Origin of the sequence: Rhodanobacter sp. OR92 (genome assembly GCF_000427545.1) — a bacterium.
Taxonomy (GTDB): Bacteria; Pseudomonadota; Gammaproteobacteria; order Xanthomonadales; family Rhodanobacteraceae; genus Rhodanobacter; species Rhodanobacter denitrificans.
In genome coordinates, this window is sequence record NZ_ATYF01000017.1 from 43,512 (window position 1) to 68,026 (window position 24,515).

At 67.3% G+C, this 24,515-nt stretch carries 20 protein-coding genes; 8 read left to right on the plus strand and 12 right to left on the minus strand.

Translation table 11 applies throughout. The annotated features are described in order from the left end of the window. Positions 1-96: 96 nt before the first annotated feature. The 5 genes from pnp (at position 97) to gyrA (ending at position 8,348) form a co-directional block, all read left to right on the plus strand. A complete protein-coding gene (gene pnp, locus RHOOR92_RS0110540; protein WP_027490199.1) occupies positions 97-2,202 on the plus strand; it encodes a polyribonucleotide nucleotidyltransferase in 2,106 nt (701 codons plus the stop codon). A gap of 123 nt (positions 2,203-2,325) precedes the next feature. Then, positions 2,326-3,357, plus strand: a complete 1,032-nt coding sequence (locus tag RHOOR92_RS0110545; protein ID WP_007513238.1) for a poly(R)-hydroxyalkanoic acid synthase subunit PhaE — start codon at positions 2,326-2,328, stop codon at positions 3,355-3,357. A 12-nt stretch (positions 3,358-3,369) separates the two neighbouring features. Beyond that, on the plus strand, positions 3,370-4,437 hold the full coding sequence (locus RHOOR92_RS0110550; protein ID WP_027484019.1) for a class III poly(R)-hydroxyalkanoic acid synthase subunit PhaC: 1,068 nt from the start codon (positions 3,370-3,372) through the stop codon (positions 4,435-4,437). A 52-nt stretch (positions 4,438-4,489) separates the two neighbouring features. Next, the gene (gene mtnA / locus RHOOR92_RS0110555) at positions 4,490-5,509 is read left to right on the plus strand and encodes an S-methyl-5-thioribose-1-phosphate isomerase (RefSeq protein ID WP_015447422.1); all 1,020 of its coding nucleotides are present in this window, start codon (positions 4,490-4,492) and stop codon (positions 5,507-5,509) included. A gap of 265 nt (positions 5,510-5,774) precedes the next feature. After that, positions 5,775-8,348: a DNA gyrase subunit A gene (gene gyrA / locus RHOOR92_RS0110560; RefSeq protein WP_007513244.1), complete on the plus strand. Its 2,574-nt coding sequence runs from the start codon at positions 5,775-5,777 to the stop codon at positions 8,346-8,348. Between the two features lie 98 nt (positions 8,349-8,446). On the opposite strand, the gene RHOOR92_RS0110565 is transcribed toward gyrA, so the two are convergent. From RHOOR92_RS0110565 to RHOOR92_RS0110575, 3 genes are all read right to left on the minus strand, one after another. Then, the gene (locus tag RHOOR92_RS0110565; protein WP_015447424.1) at positions 8,447-8,671 is read right to left on the minus strand and encodes a helix-turn-helix domain-containing protein; all 225 of its coding nucleotides are present in this window, start codon (positions 8,669-8,671) and stop codon (positions 8,447-8,449) included. Between the two features lie 3 nt (positions 8,672-8,674). Continuing rightward, the gene (locus tag RHOOR92_RS0110570) at positions 8,675-9,106 is read right to left on the minus strand and encodes a hypothetical protein (RefSeq protein WP_027490200.1); all 432 of its coding nucleotides are present in this window, start codon (positions 9,104-9,106) and stop codon (positions 8,675-8,677) included. Between the two features lie 145 nt (positions 9,107-9,251). Beyond that, a complete protein-coding gene (locus RHOOR92_RS0110575; RefSeq protein WP_007513250.1) occupies positions 9,252-9,734 on the minus strand; it encodes a peroxiredoxin in 483 nt (160 codons plus the stop codon). 141 nt (positions 9,735-9,875) lie between these two features. Between RHOOR92_RS0110575 and RHOOR92_RS0110580 the strand changes: the two genes are divergently transcribed. Both RHOOR92_RS0110580 and RHOOR92_RS0110585 read left to right on the plus strand, forming a co-directional pair. After that, positions 9,876-10,334, plus strand: coding sequence for an Hsp20/alpha crystallin family protein (locus RHOOR92_RS0110580; RefSeq protein ID WP_015447426.1), 459 nt, complete (start codon positions 9,876-9,878; stop codon positions 10,332-10,334). A gap of 95 nt (positions 10,335-10,429) precedes the next feature. Next, positions 10,430-11,323 carry a DnaJ C-terminal domain-containing protein gene (locus tag RHOOR92_RS0110585; RefSeq protein WP_027484015.1) on the plus strand — a complete coding sequence of 298 codons (894 nt, stop codon included), beginning with the start codon at positions 10,430-10,432 and terminating at the stop codon, positions 11,321-11,323. A 70-nt stretch (positions 11,324-11,393) separates the two neighbouring features. Here the strand turns inward: RHOOR92_RS0110585 and pilH are convergent, their stop codons facing one another. From pilH to RHOOR92_RS0110630, 9 genes are all read right to left on the minus strand, one after another. Further along, positions 11,394-11,759 carry a twitching motility response regulator PilH gene (gene pilH / locus RHOOR92_RS0110590; protein ID WP_007513255.1) on the minus strand — a complete coding sequence of 122 codons (366 nt, stop codon included), beginning with the start codon at positions 11,757-11,759 and terminating at the stop codon, positions 11,394-11,396. 68 nt (positions 11,760-11,827) lie between these two features. Continuing rightward, positions 11,828-12,826, minus strand: coding sequence for a YhdH/YhfP family quinone oxidoreductase (locus tag RHOOR92_RS0110595; protein ID WP_027490201.1), 999 nt, complete (start codon positions 12,824-12,826; stop codon positions 11,828-11,830). Positions 12,827-12,848: 22 nt separating this feature from the next. Next, positions 12,849-13,445, minus strand: coding sequence for a TIGR00730 family Rossman fold protein (locus RHOOR92_RS0110600; protein WP_007513260.1), 597 nt, complete (start codon positions 13,443-13,445; stop codon positions 12,849-12,851). 205 nt (positions 13,446-13,650) lie between these two features. After that, positions 13,651-15,075, minus strand: coding sequence for a dihydrolipoyl dehydrogenase (lpdA, locus tag RHOOR92_RS0110605; RefSeq protein WP_007513262.1), 1,425 nt, complete (start codon positions 15,073-15,075; stop codon positions 13,651-13,653). 97 nt (positions 15,076-15,172) lie between these two features. After that, positions 15,173-16,360 carry a 2-oxoglutarate dehydrogenase complex dihydrolipoyllysine-residue succinyltransferase gene (gene odhB / locus RHOOR92_RS0110610; RefSeq protein ID WP_015447430.1) on the minus strand — a complete coding sequence of 396 codons (1,188 nt, stop codon included), beginning with the start codon at positions 16,358-16,360 and terminating at the stop codon, positions 15,173-15,175. An 84-nt stretch (positions 16,361-16,444) separates the two neighbouring features. Then, positions 16,445-19,285, minus strand: a complete 2,841-nt coding sequence (locus RHOOR92_RS0110615; RefSeq protein WP_027490202.1) for a 2-oxoglutarate dehydrogenase E1 component — start codon at positions 19,283-19,285, stop codon at positions 16,445-16,447. A gap of 317 nt (positions 19,286-19,602) precedes the next feature. Then, positions 19,603-20,553, minus strand: coding sequence for a GNAT family N-acetyltransferase (locus RHOOR92_RS0110620; protein ID WP_007509990.1), 951 nt, complete (start codon positions 20,551-20,553; stop codon positions 19,603-19,605). Beyond that, complete coding sequence (locus RHOOR92_RS0110625) at positions 20,550-21,746, minus strand: cupin domain-containing protein (protein ID WP_027490203.1); 1,197 nt, start codon at positions 21,744-21,746, stop codon at positions 20,550-20,552. Before RHOOR92_RS0110625 ends, RHOOR92_RS0110620 begins: the two co-directional genes overlap by 4 nt. A 34-nt stretch (positions 21,747-21,780) precedes the next feature. Beyond that, the gene (locus tag RHOOR92_RS0110630) at positions 21,781-22,533 is read right to left on the minus strand and encodes a sulfite exporter TauE/SafE family protein (RefSeq protein ID WP_007509986.1); all 753 of its coding nucleotides are present in this window, start codon (positions 22,531-22,533) and stop codon (positions 21,781-21,783) included. Between the two features lie 166 nt (positions 22,534-22,699). Here RHOOR92_RS0110630 and RHOOR92_RS0110635 point away from each other — a divergent pair, with 166 nt between their 5' ends. Next, on the plus strand, positions 22,700-24,505 hold the full coding sequence (locus RHOOR92_RS0110635; protein WP_037115291.1) for an assimilatory sulfite reductase (NADPH) flavoprotein subunit: 1,806 nt from the start codon (positions 22,700-22,702) through the stop codon (positions 24,503-24,505). The last annotated feature ends 10 nt before the right edge of the window (positions 24,506-24,515 follow it).

The window sequence follows — 24,515 nt, forward strand, 5'->3', positions numbered from 1 at the left end:
TCGTGCGGGAGTAGTTTGTGCGTTCGTCCGTGAACGCTGAGATCAAGAAGCGGCCATCCTTGGCCGCACTCTCAAATAAAACTCAGGAATTCCAACGTGGCAAAAGTAACCAAGTCATTCCAGTACGGTAATCACGAAGTCACACTGGAGACGGGCGAAATTGCCCGCCAGGCGTCCGGTGCGGTGATGGTCAGCATGGGAGGCACGGTGGTGCTGGTCACCGCCGTGGCCGCCGCCAAGCAGAAGGAAGGCCAGGACTTCTTCCCGCTCACCGTCGACTACGTGGAGAAGTTCTATTCCGCCGGCCGCATTCCGGGCGGCTTCTTCAAGCGCGAGGGCCGTCCGACCGAGAAGGAGACGCTCACCTCGCGCCTGATCGATCGTCCGGTGCGTCCGCTGTTCCCGGAAGATTTCAAGAACGAAGTGCAGGTCATCGCGCAGGTCGTCTCGCTCAACCCCGAGGTCGACGGCGACATCCCGGCGCTGCTCGGTGCTTCCGCCGCGCTGAGCCTGGCCGGCATCCCGTTCAAGGGCCCGATCGGCGCCGCCCGCGTCGGTTACGCCGATGGCAAGTACCTGCTGAACCCGTCGGCCACCGAACTGAAGACCTCCCAGTTGGACCTGGTCGTCGCCGGTACCGCCGGCGCCGTGCTGATGGTGGAATCCGAAGCGCAGCTGCTGTCCGAGGACGTGATGCTCGGCGCGGTGATGTTCGGCCATCAGCAGATGCAGACCGCGATCCGCGCGATCGCCGAGCTGGCCACCGAGGCCGGCAAGCCGTCGTGGGACTGGCAGGCACCGGCCCGCAACGAATCGCTGGTTGCCGCCGTCAAGGGCACTGTCGGCGATCAGCTGGCCGCCGCGTTCCAGGTGCGCGACAAGCTGGAGCGTCGCGACGCGATCTCCGCGATCAAGGCCGATGTACTGGCCGGGCTCAAGGCGCAGGCCGAAGAGAACGGCTGGTCCGCCGCCGCGATGGCCAAGGAATTCGAGGAACTCGAATACCACACCCTGCGCGACAGCGTGCTGAAGACCAAGGTACGCATCGACGGCCGCCAGCTGGACGACGTGCGCGCGATCACCGCCCGCGTCGGTGTGCTGCCGCGCACGCATGGCTCGGCGCTGTTCACCCGCGGCGAGACGCAGGCGCTGGTCGTGGTCACGCTGGGTACCACGCGCGACGCGCAGATCATCGACGCGCCCGGTGGCGAGTCGAAGGATCCGTTCCTGTTCCATTACAACTTCCCGCCGTTCTCGGTGGGCGAGGCCGGCCGCTTCGGTGCGCCGAAGCGTCGCGAGATCGGCCACGGCCGCCTCGCCAAGCGCGGCGTGCAGGCGGTGAAGCCGAGCATCGAGGCGTTCCCGTACGTGCTGCGCGTGGTCTCGGAAATCACCGAGTCCAACGGCTCTTCGTCGATGGCCTCGGTGTGCGGCTCCTCGCTGGCGATGATGGATGCCGGCGTGCCACTGAAGGCGCCGGTGGCCGGCATCGCGATGGGCCTGGTCAAGGAAGGCGGCGACTTCGTCGTGCTTTCGGACATCCTGGGCGACGAGGATCACCTCGGCGACATGGACTTCAAGGTGGCCGGCAGCGCCGAGGGCATTTCCGCGTTGCAGATGGACATCAAGATCGACGGCATCACCGAGGAGATCATGAAGGTGGCGCTGGCCCAGGCCAAGCGCGGTCGCCTGCATATCCTCGGCGAGATGAACAAGGCGATCAGCACCGCCCGCGCGGAAATGAGCGAGTACGCCCCGCGCCTGATCACCATCAAGATCCACCCGGACAAGATCCGCGAAGTGATCGGCAAGGGCGGCGCCACCATCCGCTCGATCACCGAGGAGACCGGCACCACCATCGACATCAGCGACGACGGCACCATCATCATCGGTTCGGTCAATCGCGACGCGGGTGAAACCGCCAGGAAGCGCATCGAGCAGATCGTCTCCGACGTCGAACCGGGCCGCATCTACGAAGGCAAGGTGGCCAAGCTGATGGACTTCGGCGCCTTCGTCACGATCATGCCGGGCAAGGATGGCCTGGTGCACGTGTCGCAGATCTCCGACGAGCGTGTCGAGAAGGTATCCGACAAGCTGAAGGAAGGCGACATCGTCAAGGTCAAGGTGCTCGAAGTGGACAAGCAGGGCCGCATCCGCCTGTCGATGAAGGCGGTGACCGAGGAAGAGCGCGCCGGCGTCTGAATTGTCCCGGACAAGGCGGTTCCGCAAGGCCCGGCCGATGCCGGGCCTTGTACGTTTCGGCGTCGGTGATTTTGTGCAACACGCTTTTGCTAGGATGGATGGATCTTGCAGGAGAATGCACCGATGGTCGACCCGGCAAACGATTTCATCAGGGATTACCAGGCGCTGGCACAGCAGTCGTGGGATGCCTGGGCGCGCCAGTTCCAGCAGCAGCCCGCCGCCAATCCGTTTGCGCCACCGCCGGCGCCGGTCGCCGGCAACGACATGGTGGAACGCACGCTGGCTGGCCTGAAGGGCTACTTCGACTGGATGCAGGCGGCCGCTGCCGGCAGCGCGGCTCCGTCGCCCGGCAGCGACTGGCGCCAGCAACTGCAGCAGATGTTCGGCGGCGCCCAGCAGCCGTTTGCGCAGGCGTTCGGCGGCATCGACAGCGCCGGTGCGGAAGGCTTCATGCGGCAATGGCAGTCCTGGCTGCAGGCAGCCCGCCCCGCCGGTTTCGGCGACCTGCCGGGCATGCGCGGGCCGACACCGGCGTTCGGCCTGAATCGCGAGCAGCAGATGCAGCAGCAGGCGCTGGCCACGGCCTTGCTGGAGTCGATGCGGGCATCCGTCCGCTACCAGGAACTGATCCAGCGCGCCAACACGCAAGGCATGCAGCGCCTGCAGGACAAGCTGGCCGAACCGGGCCGCCAGATCGACTCGCTGAAGGGGCTGTACGACTTGTGGGTGGATGCCTCGGAAGAGGCCTATGCCGAGATCGCGTTGTCCGACGAGTTCCGCGAGGTCTACGGCGAGATGGTCAACACGCAGATGCGCGTGCGCCAGTTGCAACAGCAGCAGACTGAACAGCTGTGCCAGCAACTCGGCGTGCCGACGCGCAGCGAGGTGTCCAGCCTCGGCGAGCGGCTGCAGGCCTTGCGCCGTGAGTTCCGCGCCAGTCGTGCCGGTGCGTCCGTCGACCGTGACGACGAGATCGTGGCGCTGCGCCGGGAACTGGCGGCGCTGAAACGCCAGCTGGCCGGCGGCCAAGCCGCAGCGCCGGCGACGAGCAAGGCCGCGCCCTCGAAGGCCGCGGCGGCGGCAAGGAAGACGTCGGCAAAAGCGGTCCGCAAACCTGCCGCCGCAGCCGTTCCCAGCCCGCGCAAGCGCAAGTAAAGGAGGCTCGTCATGCAGACGCCGATGCGCATCGACCCGGCCAAAGTACTGGCCGACATCGCCACGTTCCAGCGCAAGCTCACCGCCGGCATGGCGAACCTGCGCAACATGCACGAGCCCGAGTACGCCAACACTCCGCGCGAGCTGGTCTACAGCGAGGACAAGCTGAAGGTGTGGCACTTCACCGGCCTCGGCAAGGCGACGGCGAAGACCCCGTTGCTGATCGTCTACGCGCTGGTCAACACGGTGTGGATGACCGACCTGCAGGCCGACCGCTCGATGGTGCGCAACCTGCTGGAGCAGGGTGAGGACGTCTACCTGATCGACTGGGGCTATCCCGACGGCGCGGACCGCTGGCTGACCCTGGACGACTACATCAACGGCTATCTCGACCGCTGCGTCGATGCGGTGCGCACGCGTCACGGCCTGGAGGCGATCAACCTGCTGGGCATCTGCCAGGGCGGTGCGTTCTCGCTGTGCTACACCGCGCTGCACCCGGACAAGGTGAAGAACCTGATCACCATGGTCACCCCGGTGGATTTCCACACGCCGGACAACATGCTGTCGCACTGGTGCCGCCGCATGGACGTGGACCTGTTCGTCGACACCATGGGCAACATCCCTGCCGGGCTGATGAACTATGTCTATCTGACCCTGAAGCCGCTGCGGCTGAACCAGCAGAAGTACATCGGCATGGTCGACATCCTCGACAATCCGGTCGAGCTGGAGAACTTCCTGCGCATGGAGCGCTGGATCTTCGACTCGCCCGACCAGGCTGGCGAAGCGTTCCGCCAGTTCATCAAGGATTTCTACCAGGGCAACAAGCTGGTCAAGGGCACGCTCCAGATCGGCGGCCGGACGGTGGACTTGGGGCTGATCACCCAGCCGGTGCTGAACATCTTCGCCGAGCAGGACCACCTGGTGCCGCCGGATGCCTCACGCGCACTGGGCAAGCACGTCGGCACCGCCGACTACACCCAGCTCGCGTTCAAGGGCGGCCACATCGGCATCTACGTGTCCAGCCGCGCGCAGCGCGAAGTGCCGCCGGCGATCCACCAGTGGCTGCGCCAGCGCGACTGAATCGCCCTCGTCCGTCGTGCGCAAGGCGTGCACGACGGGCGATAATGGCCGGATGATCATCGCCGCCGAAACCCACGACTCCATCCGCGCCGTGCAGTGGCAGGGCGACCACCTGCGCCTGCTCGACCAGCGCCTGCTGCCCGGTGAGGAACGCTGGATCGACTGCCGCGACGCCGCGCAGGTCACCCAGGCCATTCGCGACCTGGCCGTGCGCGGCGCACCGGCGATCGGCATTGCCGCGGCGTGGGGCGTGGCGATGGCGGCGCAGCAAGGCGCACCGCTGGAGCCGGTGCTGGCCATGCTGCGCGCCGCGCGTCCCACCGCGGTGAACCTGATGTGGGCGCTGGACCGGATGAAGAAACGCATCGCGGCCGGTGCCGATGCCGGCGCACTGCTGCGCGAGGCGCAGGCGATCCAGAATGAAGACCTTGCCGCGAACCGCCGGATGGGCGAACTGGGAGCCGCGCTGATCTCGACCGGTTCGGGCGTGCTGACCCATTGCAATACTGGCTCGCTGGCCACGGCCGGCTACGGCACTGCACTTGGCGTGATTCGCGCCGGCGTGGCGGCGGGGCGGATCGCGCGCGTCTACGCCGGCGAAACCCGGCCGTGGCAACAGGGCGCCCGACTGACCATGTGGGAACTGGTGCGCGACGGCATCCCGGCACAGCTGATCGCCGATTCCGCCGCCGCGCATCTGATGAAGTCCGGCGCGGTGCAATGGGTGATCGTCGGCGCTGACCGGATCGCCGCGAACGGCGATACCGCGAACAAGATCGGCACCTACCAGCTGGCAATCGCGGCGAAGTACCACGGCGTGAAGTTCATGGTGGTGGCGCCGTCTTCCACCGTCGACATGGCCACCGGCAGCGGTGAGGAAATCGAGATCGAACTGCGCGACCCGGCCGAACTGCTCAGCACCGGCGGCCGCCGCACCGTGGTCGAAGGAGCGCAGGCGTGGAACCCGGTGTTCGACGTGGCGCCGGCGGAACTGATCGACGCCATTGTCACCGAGCGCGGCGTGATCGAGCGGCCGAACAGTATCGCCATGCAGGCCATGTTCGGCTGCTGAGCCTGCCGGACTGGATGTTTTTTAGCGGCTGGGGGCGCGTCGCCGGCAAGCGTGGCGGAAGCGTGGCTGCTCAATTTGTCGACAGTCTGCGCGGATGGTCGCGGGAGTGTGAAGGCGTCGATATAAATATCTGATTCTAAAGGATTAAATCCTGTCTTTTTGATGTCGCCCATGCTATACTTTCAAGGTTGATTTCGGGTCGCATGGCGCATGCGCTTGAGGCGCGGTGCCAGCACCCTTTTTTCGTTATCAGGGAAGCCGATTGATGGCAGAGCTCGCCAAAGAAGTGATTCGCGTCAACATCGAAGACGAGATGCGCCAGAGCTACCTCGATTACGCCATGAGCGTGATCGTGGGCCGCGCACTCCCGGATGTGCGTGACGGCCTGAAACCCGTGCATCGCCGCGTACTGTTCGCGATGAACGAACTCGGCAACGTATGGAACAAGCCGTACAAGAAGTCGGCCCGCGTGGTCGGTGACGTCATCGGTAAGTACCATCCGCATGGCGACCAGTCGGTATACGATGCGATCGTGCGCATGGCGCAGCCGTTCTCGCTGCGCTACCTGCTGGTCGACGGCCAGGGCAACTTCGGTTCGGTCGACGGCGACAGCGCCGCGGCGATGCGCTACACCGAAGTGCGCATGTCGCGGCTCACCCACGAGCTGCTGGCCGACATCGACAAGGAAACCGTCGATTTCGGCCCGAACTACGACGAAAGCGAGCACGAACCGCTGGTGCTGCCCACGCGCGTGCCGAACCTGCTGGTGAACGGTTCGGCCGGCATCGCGGTCGGCATGGCCACCAACATCCCGCCGCACAACCTCAACGAGGTGATCGCGGCGACGATCGCGTTGATCGACGAGCCCACGCTCTCGATCGACGAGTTGATGCACTACATCCCGGGCCCGGACTTCCCGACCCACGGCATCATCAACGGTTCTTCCGGCATCATCGAGGCGTACCGCACCGGTCGCGGCCGCATCCTGGTGCGCGCGAAGGCCGAGATCGAGACCGAGTCGAATGGCCGCGAGACGATCATCGTCCACGAGCTGCCGTACCAGGTGAACAAGGCGCGGCTGATCGAGAAAATCGCCGAGCTGGTCAAGGAGAAGAAGCTCGAAGGCATCAGCGAACTGCGCGACGAGTCCGACAAGGACGGCATGCGCGTCGTCATCGAGATCCGCAAGGACGCGATGGGCGACGTGGTGCTGAACAACCTGTTCCAGCAGACCCAGCTGCAGGTAACGTTCGGCATCAACATGGTGGCCCTGCTGGACGGCCAGCCGAAGCTGCTCAACCTCAAGGACATCCTCGAGGCGTTCATCCGCCATCGGCGCGAGGTGGTCACCCGCCGCACCATTTTCGACCTGCGCAAGGCGCGCGCCCGTGCGCACATCCTGGAAGGCCTCACCGTCGCGCTGGCGAACATCGACGAGATGATCGAGTTGATCAAGACCTCGTCGTCGCCGGCGGAGGCACGTGAGCGCATGGTGGCGCGGCGCTGGGAAGCGGGCCTGGTGCGGGCCCTGCTGTCCGCCACCGGCGCCGACGCATCGCGCCCGGAAGACATGGATCCGCGCGACGGGTTGAAAGACGACGGCTATCAGCTGTCCGAGGCGCAGGCGCTGGAAATCCTGGCGATGCGGCTGCACCGCCTCACCGGGCTGGAACAGGAAAAGCTCTCCGACGAGTACCGGCAGATCCTGGAGACCATCCGCGGCCTGATCGAGATCCTGGAGAACCCGAACCGCCTGCTCGAAGTGATCCGCGAGGAACTGGAGGCGGTCAAGGCGGAGTTCGGCGATGCGCGGCGCACCGAGATCCAGCATTCGCAGGAAGACCTCAACGTCCTCGACCTGATTGCGCCGGAGGACATGGTGGTCACGCTGTCGCACACCGGCTACGTCAAGCGCCAGCCGGCCAGCACGTATCGCGCCCAGAGGCGCGGCGGCAAGGGTCGCTCGGCCTCGGCGCTGAAGGATGAGGACGTGGTCGAGCAGCTGTGGGTGGTCAACACGCACGACACGCTGCTCACCTTCACCAGCACCGGCCGCGTCTACTGGCTCAAGGTCTACCAGATCCCGGAGGCAGGCCCGGGCGCGCGCGGCAAGCCGATCATCAACCTGCTGCCGCTGGGCGAGGGCGAAAAGGTGCAGGCAGTGCTGCCGGTGCGCGAATATAGCGACGACCGTTACGTGTTCTTCGCTACCCGTCACGGCACGGTCAAGAAGACGCCGCTGACCGAGTTCGCCTATCAGCTGCAGAAGGGCAAGCAGGCGATCAAGCTCGACGAGGGCGACGCGCTGGTCAACGTGGAGCTCACCGACGGCAACAGCGACATCCTGCTGTTCGCCTCCAACGGCAAGGTCAACCGCTTCGACGAGAACACCGTGCGCTCGATGGGACGCACGGCCACCGGCGTGCGCGGCATGAAGCTGGTTGGCGGCGCCGAGGTGGTGTCGCTGATCGTCGCGGCGGAAGGCGACATCCTCACGGCTACTGCACGCGGTTACGGCAAGCGTACCGAGCTGGCCGAGTTCGCCAAGAAGGGGCGTGGCACCCAGGGCGTGATCGGCATCCAGTGCTCCGAGCGCAACGGCGCGCTGGTTGCCGCGGTGCAGGTCACCGAGGCGCACGAGCTGATGCTGATTTCCGACAAGGGCACCCTGGTGCGTACCCGCGTGGCCGAGGTCTCGCAGCTCGGCCGCAATACCCAGGGCGTCACCCTGATCCGGCTGCCTGCGGACGAAACGCTGGTCAGCGTGATGCGGCTGGATGCGGAAGAGGACAACGGCGAGGATGCCGAGGTCGTCGAGCCTTCGGCCGCCAACGAGTGAATCCAAGCCACGCCTGAAACGAGAAAAACCCCGGCACGCCGGGGTTTTTCTCTGGGCGGAGGGTGTCGCGGGGCCCATTCCATTCCGGCCGACGATCGTCAAGTCCGGCCATGCGGTTTCGTCAGAAAGAACAACTGCTCGACCGGGGTGTCCAGCGCACGTGCCAGTTTGAGTGCGAGCAAGGTCGATGGAACCATCCGCTCCATTTCGATTGCATTGATCGATTTGCGCGTGGTTCCGATCAGGTCGGCCAATGCGTTCTGGGTCAAGTCTTTTTCCGCGCGCAGGATTTTCAGACGGTTCGCCAGTCGCTCTTCATGCATGGATCAACCCCGGTCGAGCAGCAGGAAAACCGCGAGGAAGGCGGTCGCCGCAAGCGCAATGACCAGTGCCGCCACCAGCTGACCGGGCACGCTGATGGTCACCAGTACGCTCAGCAAGCAGAACGACGCCAGCGCTCCCAGTACGGTGAAAAACGCCGACTTGCAGGCGTGGGTGATCGCCGACTGCCGCAATTCATCACGCATGACAGCATCGCGTCTTTCCCGGATGGCGTTTTTCATGCCGCGCGTCCGTTGCTGGCCCAGCCAGATGATGGCGAATACGATGGCGATGGCCAGTGCCTGAAGTAGCGCGCGCCTGGTATCGCTGCCAAGCACGAGCGTCGAGGCCAGAACGAGGACGACGATCAGGGCGAGCCACACTCCGCGGCGCTCGTTCCTTACCAGCTTGTCTGTCTGATTATCCGTGTGCTGCATGTCGCTTCTCCCGGCGGTTTTCGAGTCATCGTGCTCGGGGTGAACATATAACCTATCAGTTCCATAAAGCAACCTATAGGTTACATTCATTTAAGCGACTTTATCCCTGCGCTGCTCGTCTGTGCACCAGGGGGCATCGGCAAAGTTACCGGCGGATCGCCGCCAGCATCGCCTCGGCCGTGGAGGCGCGCAGCTCGCCGGGCGCCTCCACCTGCAACAGGCGCACCACGCCGTCTTCCGCGTACAGTGCAAAACGCCGCGCGCGCAGGCCCATGCCGAAGGCGGTGCCGTCCAGTTCCAGCCCCAGCGCGCGGGTGAAGCTGGCGTTGCCGTCGGCCAGCATCAGCAGGCCCGGGGGAACTTGCTGGGCGAGAGCCCATGCTTGCATCACATAGGCATCGTTGACCGCCAGGCACATCACCTTCACCCCGGCTTCGTGGAAGTCGGCGTAGCGTTCGACGTAGCCGGGAAGGTGCCGGTTGGAGCAGGTCGGCGTGAAGGCACCGGGGACGGCGAACAGCACCACGCGGCTTCCGGCAAACAACTCGCCGGTGCGGCAGGGGTGGATATTTTCGCCGACCGTCGACAGCTCGACATCTGGCAGCGGCTGACCGATCTGGATGGTCATGGGGGGGCTTCCTTCGTTGGCGATTCCGCCATGCTAGCGCCGCGGGATGAAGCTTGTCGCCTTGAATCGAGGGCCATGCAAACCCATTTCCCGGGCAGGCGGCAGTGAGCCGCAATTTCCCACCGACGAGGAGATACGAACATGAATCTGAGTCGCAACTTTCCGTGGAACCCGGCAAGCATGGCCAACGTCGGCGACATCCGCGAGGCGTTCGATCGCCTGCTGGGCAACCCGGCCGAGACGGACCAGTCCAACGTGGTGACCAGCCAGTGGGCGCCGCGCGTGGACATCAAGGAAGAGGACAAGCGCTTCGTGATCTATGCGGATGTTCCGGGCGTGGAGCCCGGCAGGATCGAGGTGAGCATGGAGAAGGGCATCCTCACCATCAAGGGCGAGCGCACCGTGGAGAACACTGAGCAGAACGGCAAGTTCACTCGCCTGGAGCGCTCGCACGGACTGTTCCATCGCCGCTTCGCGCTGCCCGACAGTGCCGATGCGGACGGCGTCACCGCCCATGGCAAGGATGGCGTGCTGGAGATCGTCATCCCGAAGAAGGCCGAGACCACGCCGCGCCGCATCACCATCAATACCGGCAGCTGAGGCATTTCCGCGAGTGTTGCGCAGGCGACCCGCCGCGGACGATGATCCGCGACGGGTCGTCGCGTGTGCAGGAAATCGAATCGGCGGAGTGGTGCGTGGAATTCAAAGATTATTACGAGATCCTGGGCGTGAAGCCCGACGCCAGCGAGGCCGAGATCAAGGCCGCGTATCGCAAGCTGGCGCGCAAATATCACCCGGACAAGAACAAGGAAGCCGGCGCCGAGGAAAAATTCAAGGCAGTCAACGAGGCCAACGAAGTACTCAAGGATGCCGAGAAACGGCGCTCCTACGACCAGCTGCGGGCCGGCGGCTATCGGCAGGGCGAGCAGTTCCGCCCGCCCCCGGGTTGGCAGGGTCAGCAGGGTTTCGGCGGCGACGACGGCGACTTCAGCGATTTCTTCGAGAGCCTGTTCGGTCGCGGGGCGGCCCAGGGGCATCGGGGGCCGCCGCGGGCGCGTCGCGGCCGCGACGTGCAGGCCTCGGTGCAGATCGACCTGCAAACCGCGTTCGACGGCGGCCGCACGCGGCTGTCGATGCATGACTCCGCCGGCGGCGAGCGCGTGCTGGAAGTGAAGATTCCGGCCGGCATCCAGCCGGGCCAGGTGATCCGCCTGTCCGGCCAGGGCCAGGCCGGCATGGCCGGCGGGCCGAGCGGCGACCTGCTGCTGGAAGTAGGCATCCGCGACGATGCGCGTTTCCGTCTGGAGGGCCGCAACGTGGTGCACGTGCTGCCGATCACGCCATGGGAAGCGGCGCTGGGCGCCACCGTGCCGGTGCCGACGCTGGCCGGGGCGGTCGACCTGCGCATTCCGGCCGGCTCGCAGTCGGGACGCAAGCTGCGCCTGAAGGGGCGCGGGATGCCCGGCGCGAATCCGGGCGACCAGCTGGTGGAGCTGTCGATTCGTGCGCCGACGGCGGAGAACGACCAGCAGCGGACGGCTTACGAGGCGTTGCACGAGGCGTTCAAGCACTTCGATCCGCGCCGCTGAGCCGTGCGGACGGCGCAAACGAAAACGGCGCCTGCAGGCGCCGTTTTTCGTGAACCCGATTCGGTGCGGATCAGCCCGGCAGGAACTCCTGCAGCGCCTTGAGCAGCTCCTCTTCCTTGATCGGCTTGGTCACGTAGGCCTTGGCACCCTGGCGCATGCCCCAGACCTTGTCGGTTTCCTGGTCCTTGGTGGTGACCAGGATGATCGGGATGTGCGCGGTATCGGCGTTCTTGCTGATCGTGCGGGTTGCCTGGAAACCGTTGAGGTTCGGCATGACCACGTCCATCAGGATCAGATCGGGCTTTTCCGCCTTGGCCACTTCCACGCCCGCGGCGCCGTCCTCGGCCGAAAGGGTCTCGTGCCCGAGTTTCTCGACGATCCGCTTGATACCCAGCAATTGCGACGGGGAGTCGTCGACGATCAGGATGCGTGCCATAAGGTGATAGTCCCTGCGAGTTTCGTTAATTCTAAGCCGTGGTGATGCTACTTCCAAGCATGGCTTCGTCAAAGCGTGCCTTCGATACGCACCAGGGTGCGCCCGAACGAGTCGCCGGCGAGCATGCGCGCAAACACTCCGGGCAGTTCGTCGAGGCCCGCTTCGCGCGTGACGATGCGTTCCAACTGCCGCGGCTTCCAGTCGCCAGCAAGTAGCTGCCAGACCCTGTCGCGCAGCTCGCGGGCGGTGCCGGCCGAAGCGATGCCGAGCAGGCTCACGCCACGGATGATGAACGGCATCACCGTGCTGTCGAATGCGATGCCGCCGGCGTTGCCGCAGATCGCCACGTTGCCGTACGGCGCGATGAGCGGCAGCAGGCCGCCGAGCATGCCGCCGCCGACGTTGTCCAGCGCGCCGCCGAAGCGGGCAGAGTCCATCGGCTTGCCGCTGAAGGCGAGCTGGTGGCGGTCGATGCAGTCCGTGGCGCCGAGGCTGCGCAGGAAGTCGAAGTGGTCCGCCTTGCCGCTGATCGCATGTACTTCGTAACCGGCGCGACTGAAGATGTCGATCGCCAGTTGACCGACGCCGCCGCTGGCGCCGGTTACCGCGATCGGGCCGAGCGCCGGCGTTTGCCGGTTGTCCTGCATGTGCAGCAGGGCCAGTGCGGCGGTGAAGCCGGCGGTGCCGAGGATCATGCTCTCGCGCAGGCTCAGGCCCGGCGGCAGCGGAATCGTCCAGCGCACGTCGAGGCGCGCGTATTCGCCGTAGCCGCCGTCGCGTGTCTCGGACAGGCCGCTGCCGGTGCACAGCACCGCGTCGCCTTCCCTGAAGGTGGGGTCGGTCGAGGCGACCACGTGACCGGCCACGTCGATGCCGCCGTTGAGCGGATAGGTGCGCAGGATCCGGCTCTTGCCGGTGCCGGCCAGCGCGTCCTTGTAGTTCACCGAGGAATAGGCAACCTTGACCAGCACTTCGCCGGGCAACAGCGCGGCGGCGTCCATGGTTTCGACGCCGGCGCGGTAACCGGCGTCGTCGTGGTGGATGCGAAATGCGCGAAAGCTGGTCATCTTGATGTCCCTCGCCAGCCGCTCAGGCGCTGACGCTGCTGGTGTCGATCCACTTGGGAATGTAGCTGCCTTGATAGCTCTGCATCCAGTCGAACAGCACGGAGGCGTCGTCGCCAAACCAGATGCTGTCGCGCTGTTCGGGGCGCACGAAGTGTTCGTCGACCATGTGTTCCATCATCGTGCGCAGGTCACGGTAGTAGCCGCGCACGTCGAGAAAGGCGCAGGGGTAGCGGTGCAGGCCAAGCTGGGCCCAGGTCAGCATCTCGAACATCTCGTCCATCGTGCCGAAGCCGCCGGGCAGGGCGACGAAGGCGTCGGACAGCTCGTACATGCGCGTCTTGCGCTGGTGCATGGTCTCCACGACCACCAGCTCGCTCAGGCCCGGGTGCGCCACCTCCAGCTCCACCAGCTGGCGCGGAATCACCCCGATCACCTTGCCACCGCCGGCGAGTACCGCGTCGGCCACCACGCCCATCAGGCCGACCTTGCCGCCGCCGTAGACCAGCGCAATGCCGCGTCGGGCCATTTCCGCACCGAACGCACGCGCCTGTCCGGCGTACTCGGGACGCCGGCCGCTGCTGGAGCCGCAGTAGACGCAGATGGCGGTGGGTTGGGGCATGCGGGCACCGAAAGTCTCGGGACGTCATCCCAGCGAAAGCTGGGACCCAGTGTCTTATGCGGCGACGGCAAAGGCACTGGATTCCGGCTTTCGCCGGAATGACGACGGGAAAAGCAAACGGCCCGCCAGTGTTGCCATGAGCGGGCCGCGTGGATCCCGGATCGGCGCACATTCTTGTGCTGTCCGGGATGAGCGCATCCTGCGCTCAATTGCCCTTGTGGATGGCGCGCTTGTCGACCGACAACGCGGCCTCGTGCACGGCCTCGGACAGGGTCGGGTGGGCGTGGACGATGCGCGCCAGGTCCTCGGAGGAGCCCTTGAACTCCATCGCTACCACGCACTCGGCGATCAGCTCGGAGACGCCCGGGCCGACCATGTGCACGCCGAGAATGCGGTCGGTGTCGGCGTGCGCGAGCATCTTCACCTGGCCGATGGCTTCGTTCATCGCGACGGCGCGGCCGATCGCGGCGAACGGGAAGGTGCCGACCTTGTACGGGATGCCGGCGTCCTTCAGTTCCTTTTCGGTCTTGCCGGCCCAGGCGATTTCCGGCTCGGTGTAGATCACCCACGGGATCGTGTCGAAGTTGACGTGGCCGGCCTTGCCGGCGATCCACTCGGCTACGGCGATACCTTCCTCGGAGCCCTTGTGCGCCAGCATCGGGCCGCGCACGGCGTCACCGATCGCCCACACGCCATCGACACCGGTGTGGTTGTGTTCGTCGACCACGATGCGGCCGCGCTCGTCCAGCTTCACGCCGGTGTCCTCTGCCAGCAGGCCGGCGGTGTAGGCGCGGCGGCCCACGGCCACCAGCAGCTTGTCGACCACCAGCTGCTGCTCGCCATCCTTGTCGGTGTAGGTGAGGTGCACGCCATCCTTTTTTGCCTCGGCCTTGTTGAGCTTGGCGTTGAGCTTGATCGACAGGCCCTGCTTGGCGAATTCCTTGGCGGCGACCTTGGCGATGTCGGCGTCGGCGGCGGCGAGAAACTCCGGCAGCGCCTCGATGATGGTGACCTCGGCGCCCATGCGGCGCCACACGCTGCCGAGCTCCAGGCCGATCACGCCGGCGCCGATCACGCCCAGGCGCTTCGGCACCTCGGCGAAGTCCAGCGCGCCGGCGTTGTCGACGATCGCCTTGCCGTCGAACTTGGCAAACGGCAGCTCGATCGGCACCGAGCCGGAGGCGAGGATCACGTTGGTGGCGCTGAGGGTCTGCCTGGAACCGTCGGTCGCGGTGATCTCCACGCTGTTACCCTTCAGCAGCTTGCCCTTGCCGTGGAACGCGGCGACCTTGTTGGCCTTGAACAGCTGGCCGATGCCGCCGGTGAACTGCTTGACGATCTTGTCCTTGCGGCCGATGAAGGTGGCCATGTCGACCTTGGCGCCTTCCACGCTGATGCCGTGCACCGGCAGGTTGTGCGCGATGTTCCAGTACTGGCGCGAGGAATCCAGCAGCGCCTTGGACGGGATGCAGCCCACGTTGAGGCAGGTGCCGCCCAACGCCTGCTTGCCGTCCTTGCCACTGAAGTCGTCCACGCAGGCAGCCTTCAGGCCCAGCTGCGCGGCGCGGATCGCGGCCACATAGCCGGCCGGACCGGCACCGATGACGATGACGTCGAATTTGTCGCTCATGGTTTTGGTGTCCTTGAAAGCGGGAACAGGGAACGGGGAACGGGGAACAGAGAAGGCTTTTGCCATTCCCCGTTCCCTGTTCCCCGTTCCCGCGTCATTAGAGACCCAGCAACATCCGCTGCGGATTTTCGAGCTGGTTCTTGATGTCGACCAGGAACAGCACCGCGTCCTTGCCGTCGATGATGCGGTGGTCGTAGCTGAGCGCGATGTACATCATCGGCGCGGCGACGATCTGGCCGTTCTCGACGATCGGGCGCTCCTTGATCGTGTGCATGCCGAGGATCGCGCTCTGCGGCGGGTTGACGATCGGCGTGGACAGCAGCGAGCCGAAGGTGCCGCCGTTGGTGATGGTGAAGGTACCGCCCTGCAGGTCGTCCAGCGAGAGCTTGTTCGCGCGCGCCTTGACGGCGTAGTCGGCGATGCCTTTCTCGACGTCGGCGAAGCTCATGTCCTGCACGTCGCGCAGCACCGGCGTGACCAGACCCTTGTCGGTCGACACCGCGATCGAGATGTCCTGGTAGCCGTGGTAGATCACGTCGTTGCCGTCGACCGACGCATTGACGAACGGGTAGCGCTTCAGCGCCTCGGCGGCGGCCTTGACGAAGAAGCTCATGAAACCGAGCTTGATGCCGTGCTCCTTCTGGAACGCCTCGCCCAGCGTCTTGCGCATCTTCGACACTTCGCCCAGGTTCACCTCGTTGAACGAGGTGAGCATGGCGATCGAGTTCTTCGACTGCATCAGGCGCTCGGCGATGCGCGCGCGCATGCGGGTCATCGGCACGCGCTCTTCCGGACGCGCGCCCGGGGTCGGCTTCGCGGCCGGCGCGGCGGCAGGAGCCGCGGCGGGGCGGGCGCCGGCGTTGACCACGTCTTCCTTGATGATGCGGCCGTCGCGGCCGGTGCCGGCGATGGCGGAGGTGTCGACCTTGTTCTCGGTGGCGACACGCTGCGCAGCCGGCGAAAGCGCGGCGGCGGCGGTTTTCGGCGCGGCGGGGGCGGGAGCCGGGGCGGCGGCTGCCGGCGCCGGTGCCGGCGCGGCGGCCACGGCGCCTTCCTCGATGATCGCGATGATCTGCTCGCTGTTCACCGTGTCGCCGACCTGGTGGCGGATTTCCTTCAGCACGCCGTCGACCGGCGAGGGTACTTCCAGCACCACCTTGTCGGTTTCGAGGTCGACCAGGTTCTCGTCGCGCTTCACCGCGTCGCCGGCCTGCTTGTGCCAACTGGCGATAGTGGCGTCGGAGACGGACTCGGGCAGGACGGGGACTTTGAGTTCGATGGACATGGGAATCCTTGAGTTGGTGCGCTCATCCATGATCGCGGAGATCAAGAAGCGGCCATCCTGGCCGCATTGTTCAGGGAAGCTGCTTTATTCCGCGGCGTGGTCGGTGCCCACCGGGGCGGCCAGCGCCTGTTCGACGAGCGCGGTCTGTTCCGCGACGTGGGTGTTGTGGTGGCCGGCGGCCGGCGCCGGCGAGCGCGCACGCCCCGCGTAGGAGAGGCTGTGCCTGGCTCCGATGCAGGCTTGCAGGTGGTGGCGGATCTGGAACCAGGCGCCCTGGTTCATCGGCTCCTCCTGGCACCAGATCACTTCCTTGGCGGAAGGATACTTGTCCAGTTCGGCCGTCACTTCCCCGCGCGGGAACGGATACAGCTGCTCGACGCGCACGATCGCCACGTCGGCCAGCCCGCGCTTGTCGGCTTCCTCCAGCAGGTCGTAGTAGACCTTGCCGGAACACAGCACCACGCGCTTGACCTTCTTCGCGGCCAGCGCGCGGTGCTCGCCGATCACCAGCTGGAAGCTGCCGTTGGCCAGCTCGTCCAGCGTGGACACCGCCAGCTTGTGGCGCAGCAGCGACTTCGGCGTCATCACGATCAGCGGCTTGCGCGCGGCGCGCAGCATCTGCCGGCGGATCATGTGGAAATCCTGCGCCGGCGTGGTCGGCACGCAGACCTGCATGTTGTCCATCGCGCACAGCTGCAGGAAGCGCTCCAGGCGCGCGGAGGAGTGCTCCGGGCCCTGGCCTTCGTAGCCGTGCGGCAGCAGCAGTACCAGGCCGCACAGGCGGTTCCACTTCGCCTCGCCGGAGCTGATGAACTGGTCGATCACCACCTGCGCGCCGTTGGCGAAGTCGCCGAACTGCGCTTCCCAGATGTTGAGCGTGTCGGGGTCGGTGGTGGAGTGGCCGTACTCGAACGCCATCACCGCCTCTTCGCTGAGCAGCGAGTCGATCACCTCGACGTCGGCGCCCGCGCGCACGGTGGCCAGCGGCATGTAGGTATGGCCGTCCTTCTGGTCGTGCAGCACGGCGTGGCGGTGGAAGAACGTGCCGCGGCCGGAATCCTGGCCGACCAGGCGCATGTCGTGGCCGGCCTCGACCAGGGTGGCGTAGGCCAGGTTCTCGGCGAAGCCCCAGTCGGCCGGCAGTTCGCCCGCGGCCATCTTGCGACGGTCGTCGTAGATCTTCGCCACGCGGGCCTGCAGGGTGAGGCCTGCGGGCACGGCGAGGATCTTGCCGGCCAGCTCCAGCAGCTTCGGCTTCGGCACCGTGGTGTCGGTCGGCGTGGACAGCTTGCCGCCGAGGAAGCGGGCCCAGTCGACGTGGCCGTCGCGCACCGGCGCCGGGTCCAGCTCGGTCATTGGGGCGCCGGCTTCCAGCCGCTCGCGGTAGGCGTTGAGCTGCTTGGTCGCCTCGCCCTCGGCCAGCACGCCTTCCTTCACCAGCTGTTGCTGGTACAGGTCGCGTGCGGTCGGGCGCTTCTTGATGATCTGGTACATCACCGGTTGCGTGGCGGCTGGCTCGTCGGCCTCGTTGTGGCCGTGGCGGCGGTAGCAGACCAGGTCGATCACCACGTCCTTGCGGAACGTCTTGCGGAACTCATAGGCAAGCCGGGTCACCAGGATCACCGCTTCCGGGTCGTCGCCGTTCACGTGCAGCACCGGCGCGTTGACCATCTTGGCCAGGTCGGTGCAGTACATGGTGGAGCGCGCGTCCTGCGGGTTGGAGGTGGTGAAGCCGACCTGGTTGTTGATGACGATGTGCAGGCTGCCGCCGATCCTGAAGCCGCGCGCCTGCGACATGTTGAACAGTTCCATGTTCACGCCCTGGCCGGCCAGCGCGGCGTCGCCGTGGATCAGCACGGCCATCGACTGCGTGTGCGCGGTGTCGCGGCGGCGGGTCTGGCGCGCATGCACCGAGCCGCTCACCACCGGATTGACGATCTCCAGGTGCGAGGGGTTGAACGCCAGCGCCACGTGCACGCCGCCCCTGGGCGTCTTGACGTCGGCGGAGAAGCCCATGTGGTACTTCACGTCGCCGGAGTGGGCTGGATCGTCCGGGTGGTCGAAGCGGCCCTCGAACTCGTCGAACAGGGTCTTCGGCGGCTTGCCCAGGATGTTGACCAGCACGTTGAGGCGGCCGCGGTGGGCCATGCCGATCACCAGCTCCTTGATGCCGTTGTCGCCGGCGGCGCGCACCACGTCGTCGAGCATCGGGATCAGGCTGTCGCCGCCTTCCAGCGAGAAGCGCTTCTGGCCGACGTACTTGGTGTGGAGATAACGCTCCAGGCCCTCGGCGGCGGTGAGGCCGTCCAGCACGCGCTGCTTGCCGGGCTTGTCCAGATCACTGCGGCCGGCGGCCTGTTCGAGCCGGCTGTAGATCCAGTTGCGCTGCTCGTGGTTGCTGATGTGCATGAACTCGGCGCCGATGGTGCTGGCGTAGGTCTTCTGCAGGTGGCTCAGCAGCTCGCGCAATTTCAGGCGCTGGCCGCCGCCGGCGTAGTTGCCGGTGTCGAATTCGGTGTCGAGGTCGGCATCGGAGAGGCCGTGGAAGGCGAGGCCGAGATCCGGCGCCGGCATCTTCTCGGTCAGGCCGAGCGGGTCGAGCTCGGCGGCGAGGTGGCCGCGCGAACGGTAGGCGGTGAGCAGGCGCAGCACACCGGCCTGCTTGCGCGCGTGCTCATCGCTGACCGGCGCGGCGGCGGCGCCGTTGTGGCGCTGCTTCTGCGCCGCCTCGATGCGCGCGATCGCCGCGGCGTGGGAGACGTCACCCGATTCGCGACCCTTGAAGGAGGCAAAGTAGTTGGCCCATTCGGCCGGCACCGACGAGGCGTCGGCCAGCCAGGCGTCGTAAAGCGATTCAACGTAATCGGCGTTGCCGCCAGCGAGTTGGGAGGATTCGAAGAACTCGCGGATCAGGTTTGTAGTCACGTCACCACCGGCAGGGAAGGGATGCTTGCGGCCATCCGCGTGACCTTTGAGGTCGCGGCTTCCGTCCGGTTTTCAAGCCCGGCGGGCCGCTCGTACGGATGACTGGGGAGAATCCCGACGATTATAGCCTTTGGCTGCTGCGACGCGGCAACCCGCAGGCCGCCCGGAATGGCCGTTTGACCGGCCTGTCCGACGATGGTCTAACACGCCTTTCGCCGCAGGCGGCGCTTCCACGCGATTTGCCGTGATCGCACGGCAGCGCCGCCGGAGGGAACGCCGGGCCAGCCGCCGTTCAGCCGGTGCCGGTCAGGGCATCCCTAAAGTCCCAGCGCCTGCAACTCGCTGGCTGGTTCGGCGCGCTCCCACACCGCGTCGAAGTGCTGCTGCAGCGGTGCCAGGCCGGCGCGGTCGCGGCGCGCGGCACGGCCCTGCGCGCGGTCGGCCTCGGGCAGGAACAGGTAGCCGCCGGCATCGTTGAGCAGGTAGGCCGAGATGTAGGCACGGTCCGCTTCTTCCACCGGCGTGCGGATCTGGATCGCACTGCTCAGGCGCTGGGCCAGTGCCACCAGCCGGTGGTCATTGCGCAGGGCGGCGGCCGGGTCGTGCAGCAGGATGCGGATCTGCGCGCCGCGGCCGGAGATCGCGATGCGGCGCAGCTCGGCCAGCTCCTCCGCGCTGGCGTAGCTGTCGTTGCCCAGCAGCGGCAGGTAGAGGCACAACTGGTGGCGTGCATCGGCCAGCAGCTGCCGGCGCGCGTCGGCCGTCTCGCCGCGCGTGCCGGCGGGCAGCGTGCCGAGGTCGCGTGGCGGCTCGGCGTCTGCAGCCACTGCGGACAGGTCCAGGCGCATCGCCCGGTGCGCCAGGCCGGCGTCCTCGAACTCCTCGCCCTGCGCGACGAAACCCTCGCGTTCGTAGAAGCCGATCGCGCTGACCTGGGCGTCCAGCGCCACGTCCGGCCAGCCCTGCGTGCGGGCGCGGGCGACCAGTTCGCGCAGCAGCGCCACGCCGACGCCGCGGCCGCGCCATTCCTGCAGCACGGCCATGCGGCCGATCTTGCGTGCCGGCGTGAGCCGGCCGCAGCCGATCGGCCGGCCCGCGTCGTCGCGCGCCAGCACGTGCCAGCAATCCGTGTCCAGTCCGTCGCGTTCGCGCTGCTCGGGCACGCCCTGTTCCAGGATGAACACCTCCTCGCGCAGGTCGAGCAGGGCGGTGCGCTGGTCCTCGCGTAACCAGTCGGCAATCTCGAGGTGGAAATCCTGCAGCTTCATCGGCGGCGGCGCGGCTTGTGCGGCTGCAGGTGGCCGTCGTTGACCAGCGCCAGCAGCAGCGCGCGTTCGGTGGCATCGAGCTTGCGCGCGACCTCGAGCGTGCGCTGTTCGCACAGCTGTTGCGCCAGCGCCGGCGTGGCCGGGTACGGCTGGCCGCTGGCGTACAGCGTGCAGCCGGCCTTGCCGCGGCTCCACGCCAGCCGCGACCACGGGTGGCGCAGCAGCTGCGCGCCGGCATCGAGCCGTTTCGTCAGCGCGGCCTCGGTCAGCGGCCTGGCCGGCGGCGCCGGTACCTGCGCGCTGCGGTAGCGGGTGACGAAACGGCCGAACCAGTGGCGCAGCAGGTCCTCGCGCAACGCGGCGGCAAACGGCAGCGCGTCCTTCAGCCGCTCGATCGCGGCGCGGTCGATCTCGCCGGCGGCGGTGGCCGGCTTCAGGTCCGGGTCGGCGTAGCGCAATTCTTCCGGCAGCCGCTCGGCGATGAAGTCGGCCAGGTCGCCGGTCAGTTCGGCCTGCGACGGCGCGCGCATGCCGACGGAGAACGTCATGCACGGGCCGCCGAAGGCCACCCCGTCGTGCGGCACGCCCGGCGGCAGGTACAGCATGTCGCCCGGGTCCAGCAGCCATTCGTGGGTCGGCTCGAACTGCACCAGCTGCTTCAGCTCCACGTCGGGGCGGAACGCCTTCGGCGCCAGCGGGTCGTCGCTGACCGCCCAGTGGCGCTGGCCCAGGCCCTGGATCAGGAACACGTCGTACTGGTCGACGTGCGCGCCGACGCCGCCGCCGGGCTCGGCGTAGGAGACCATCACGTCGTCCACCCGCCAGCTCGGCAGGAAGCGGAAGTGTTCCAGCAGTTGCGCCACCTCGGCGTCCCACTTGTCGACGTCCTGCACCAGCAAAGTCCAGTCGGCGTCGGGGGTGTTGGCGAAGTCGGCCTCGTCGAGCGGACTCGACTTGACCTGCCAGCGGTCGCGCTTCGCGTCGTGCACGATCAGCCGCGCCAGCGCGCCCGGCTCGCAGGCCAGGCCGGCCAGGTCGTCCGGCTGCAATGGCGGCTGGAAACCGGGGAAGGCGTGGCGGATCAGCAGCGGGCGCTTCTGCCAGTAGTCGCGCAGGAAGCGGGCGGGCGGCATGCCCAATGGCTGTCTGGCGGAGCCGCGGACTTCGATCGGAAAGGGGGCAGGCTGGGTCATGCGCGCATTGTAGCGGCGCCCCGTGCAGCGGATGTCAGTAGAACGCCTTCACCACGTTGCTGAGCCCCAGTCCCAGCACCGCGGTGGCAGCCAGCAGCGTCGCGGCTCGCGCCGGCATGTAGCGGGCGAGCAGCGCGCCCAGCGGCGCGGCGGCGACGCCGCCCACGATCAGGCCGAGCACGGCGGTGCCGTGGGTGGCGCCGACATGCAGCAGGAAGCTGACGCTGGCGGCGGCGCTGACCGCGCACTTGGCCAGGTGCACCGTGCCGATCACCGTGCGCGGCGTGGCGCCGCGGGCGACCAGGGCGGTCACGGTCAGCGCGCTCCAGCCGCCGCCGGCCACGGCATCGGCGAAACCGGCGACCAGTCCCAGCGGACGGGTGGCGCGCGGCACCACGTCGTCGTGGCCGCGGTCGGCCCGGGTCGCCCGGCGCAGCAGGAACACGCCCATGCCCAGCATGTAGACGGTGAGCGCCAGTCGCATCCCGTCTGCCGGGACGTGGCTGACGACATAGGCGCCGATCACCGCGCCGATCGCGCCGGGAACGGCGAGCGTCCAGAACAGCTGCCGCCGCACGTTGCCGGCCGCCAGGTGGCTGAGGCCGGAGGCGCCGCAGGTGAAGGTCTCCGCGTAATGCACGCTGGCGCTGGCCACGGCCGGCGGCAGGCCCAGGCCCAGCAGCATCGCCGCGGAGACCACGCCGTAGGCCATGCCCAGCGCGCCATCGACCAGCTGGGCGAAGGCGCCCACGGCAGCGAAGCTGAGGAATTCGGCAAGTGGCGGCATGGACGGGAGGCAGTATGCGACGCGGAAGTGTAGCAAGTATCGAAAACGGCTCCGCCGTGCGGAAGTGAGGCCTCGGCATAAGCACATGCCGACACGTCCTTTGCCATGGCCTGCGCCAGAACATACGTTGGACGTCCAGAAGTATGGACGTCCAGACGGAGAAGCCGTGAACCAGGTCGCCTTGTCGAACCTTGCCGCAGCCATGCCCGCTGCGGAGCAGCTGGCCCAGCTGGTCCGCGGACTGGAAGGGCTGAGTGCGGCGCAGCTGTACTGGGTTGCCGCGTGGAGCGCGGCGCAGGCCGAACAGGTGCAGCGCGTCGGCACGGCGGCGGCCGCGCCGACGGGGCAGCCGGCCGCGCGGTTGACGGTCGTCTACGGCAGCCAGACCGGCAACGCGAAGCGCATCGCCGAGCAGGTCGCCGGCCGTGCCGAAGCGGCCGGCCTGCCGGTGCGGTTGCTGCGTGCCGATGCCTATCCGCCGCGCGAGCTGACGCAGGAACGCCACCTGCTGCTGGTGATCAGTACCCAGGGCGACGGCGAACCGCCGGACGATGCGCGCGGCCTGTTCGAGTTCATCGGCGGCAAGCGCGCGCCGAAGCTGCCGGCGCTGCAGTTCGCCGTGCTGGGGCTGGGCGATTCGAGCTACCCGCAGTTCTGCACGATCGGGCGCCGGCTCGACGCGCGCCTGGCCGAGCTGGGTGCCACCCGCTTCAGCGCCTTCGGCGAGGCGGACGTGGAGATCGAGGCGGTCGCCGCGCCGTGGACGGAGCGGGTGCTGGATCGGGCCGGCGAATTGCTGAAGCAGGTCGGCCCGCTGGCGCGGGTGACCCCGCTGCACGCCGTGCCAAGCCGCCATGCGTACTCCCGCGAGCAGCCGTTCGCCGCCAGCGTGCTGGCCAACCAGCGCATCGTGGCGCGCGACAGCGCGCGCGACGTGCGCCATGTCGAGTTGTCGCTGGAAGGCTCCGGCCTGCATTACCAGCCCGGCGATGCGCTGGGCGTATGGCCGCGCAATCCGCCGGCGCTGGTCGGGCAGTGGCTGGAGGTTTTGCAGCTGGACGGCGCCCAGGAGGTCGCCCACCAGGGTCGCACGCTGCCGCTGCGGCAATGGCTGGATCGCGAGCGCGAGATCACCCGGCTGCATCGTGGCTTCATCGCCGCGCTGGCGGCCGCCGGCGGCCACGATGCATTGGTCCGGCTGCTGCAGCCGGAACAGTCGACGCAGCTCGCCGCCGTGCTGGCCGACGACCAGCCGATCGACCTGTTGCGTCGCTACCCGGCGACGTGGCAGCCCGCGGCCTTGCTGGCTGCGCTGCGGCCGCTGGTCCCGCGGCTGTATTCGATTGCCTCCAGCCCGAAGGCGGTAGGCGAGGAAGTGCATCTGACCGTGGCCGTGGTCGACTACGAGGCACACGGCAGTACGCACTGGGGTGCGGCATCGGCCTTGCTGGCCGCGACCGCCGAGGACGGCAGGTTGCCGGTCTTCATCGAGCCGAACGAACGCTTCCGCCTGCCCGCCGACGACTCGCGCGACATCATCATGATCGGTCCGGGCACCGGCGTGGCGCCGTTCCGCGCATTCGTGCAGGAACGGCGCGAGAGCGGTGCCACGGGCCGCAACTGGCTGTTCTTCGGCAACCGCCACTTCGCCAGCGACTTCCTCTACCAGGTGGAGTGGCAGCAGGCGCTGCAAGACGGCTCGCTGCACCGGCTCGACCTGGCGTTCTCCCGGGACACCGCACAAAAAACCTATATCCAGCAGCGCCTGCGCGAGCAGGGCGCCGAGCTGCATGCGTGGCTGGAAGGCGGCGCGCACATCTATGTCTGCGGCGACTCGAAACACATGGCGCGCGATGTCCACGCCGCCCTGATCGACGTGGTCGCGGTCCACGGCGGCCACTCCCCCGAGGCGGCGCAGGCCTGGCTCGGCGATCTCCTGCAACAAGGCCGCTACGCCCGCGACGTGTACTGAGATTTATTTC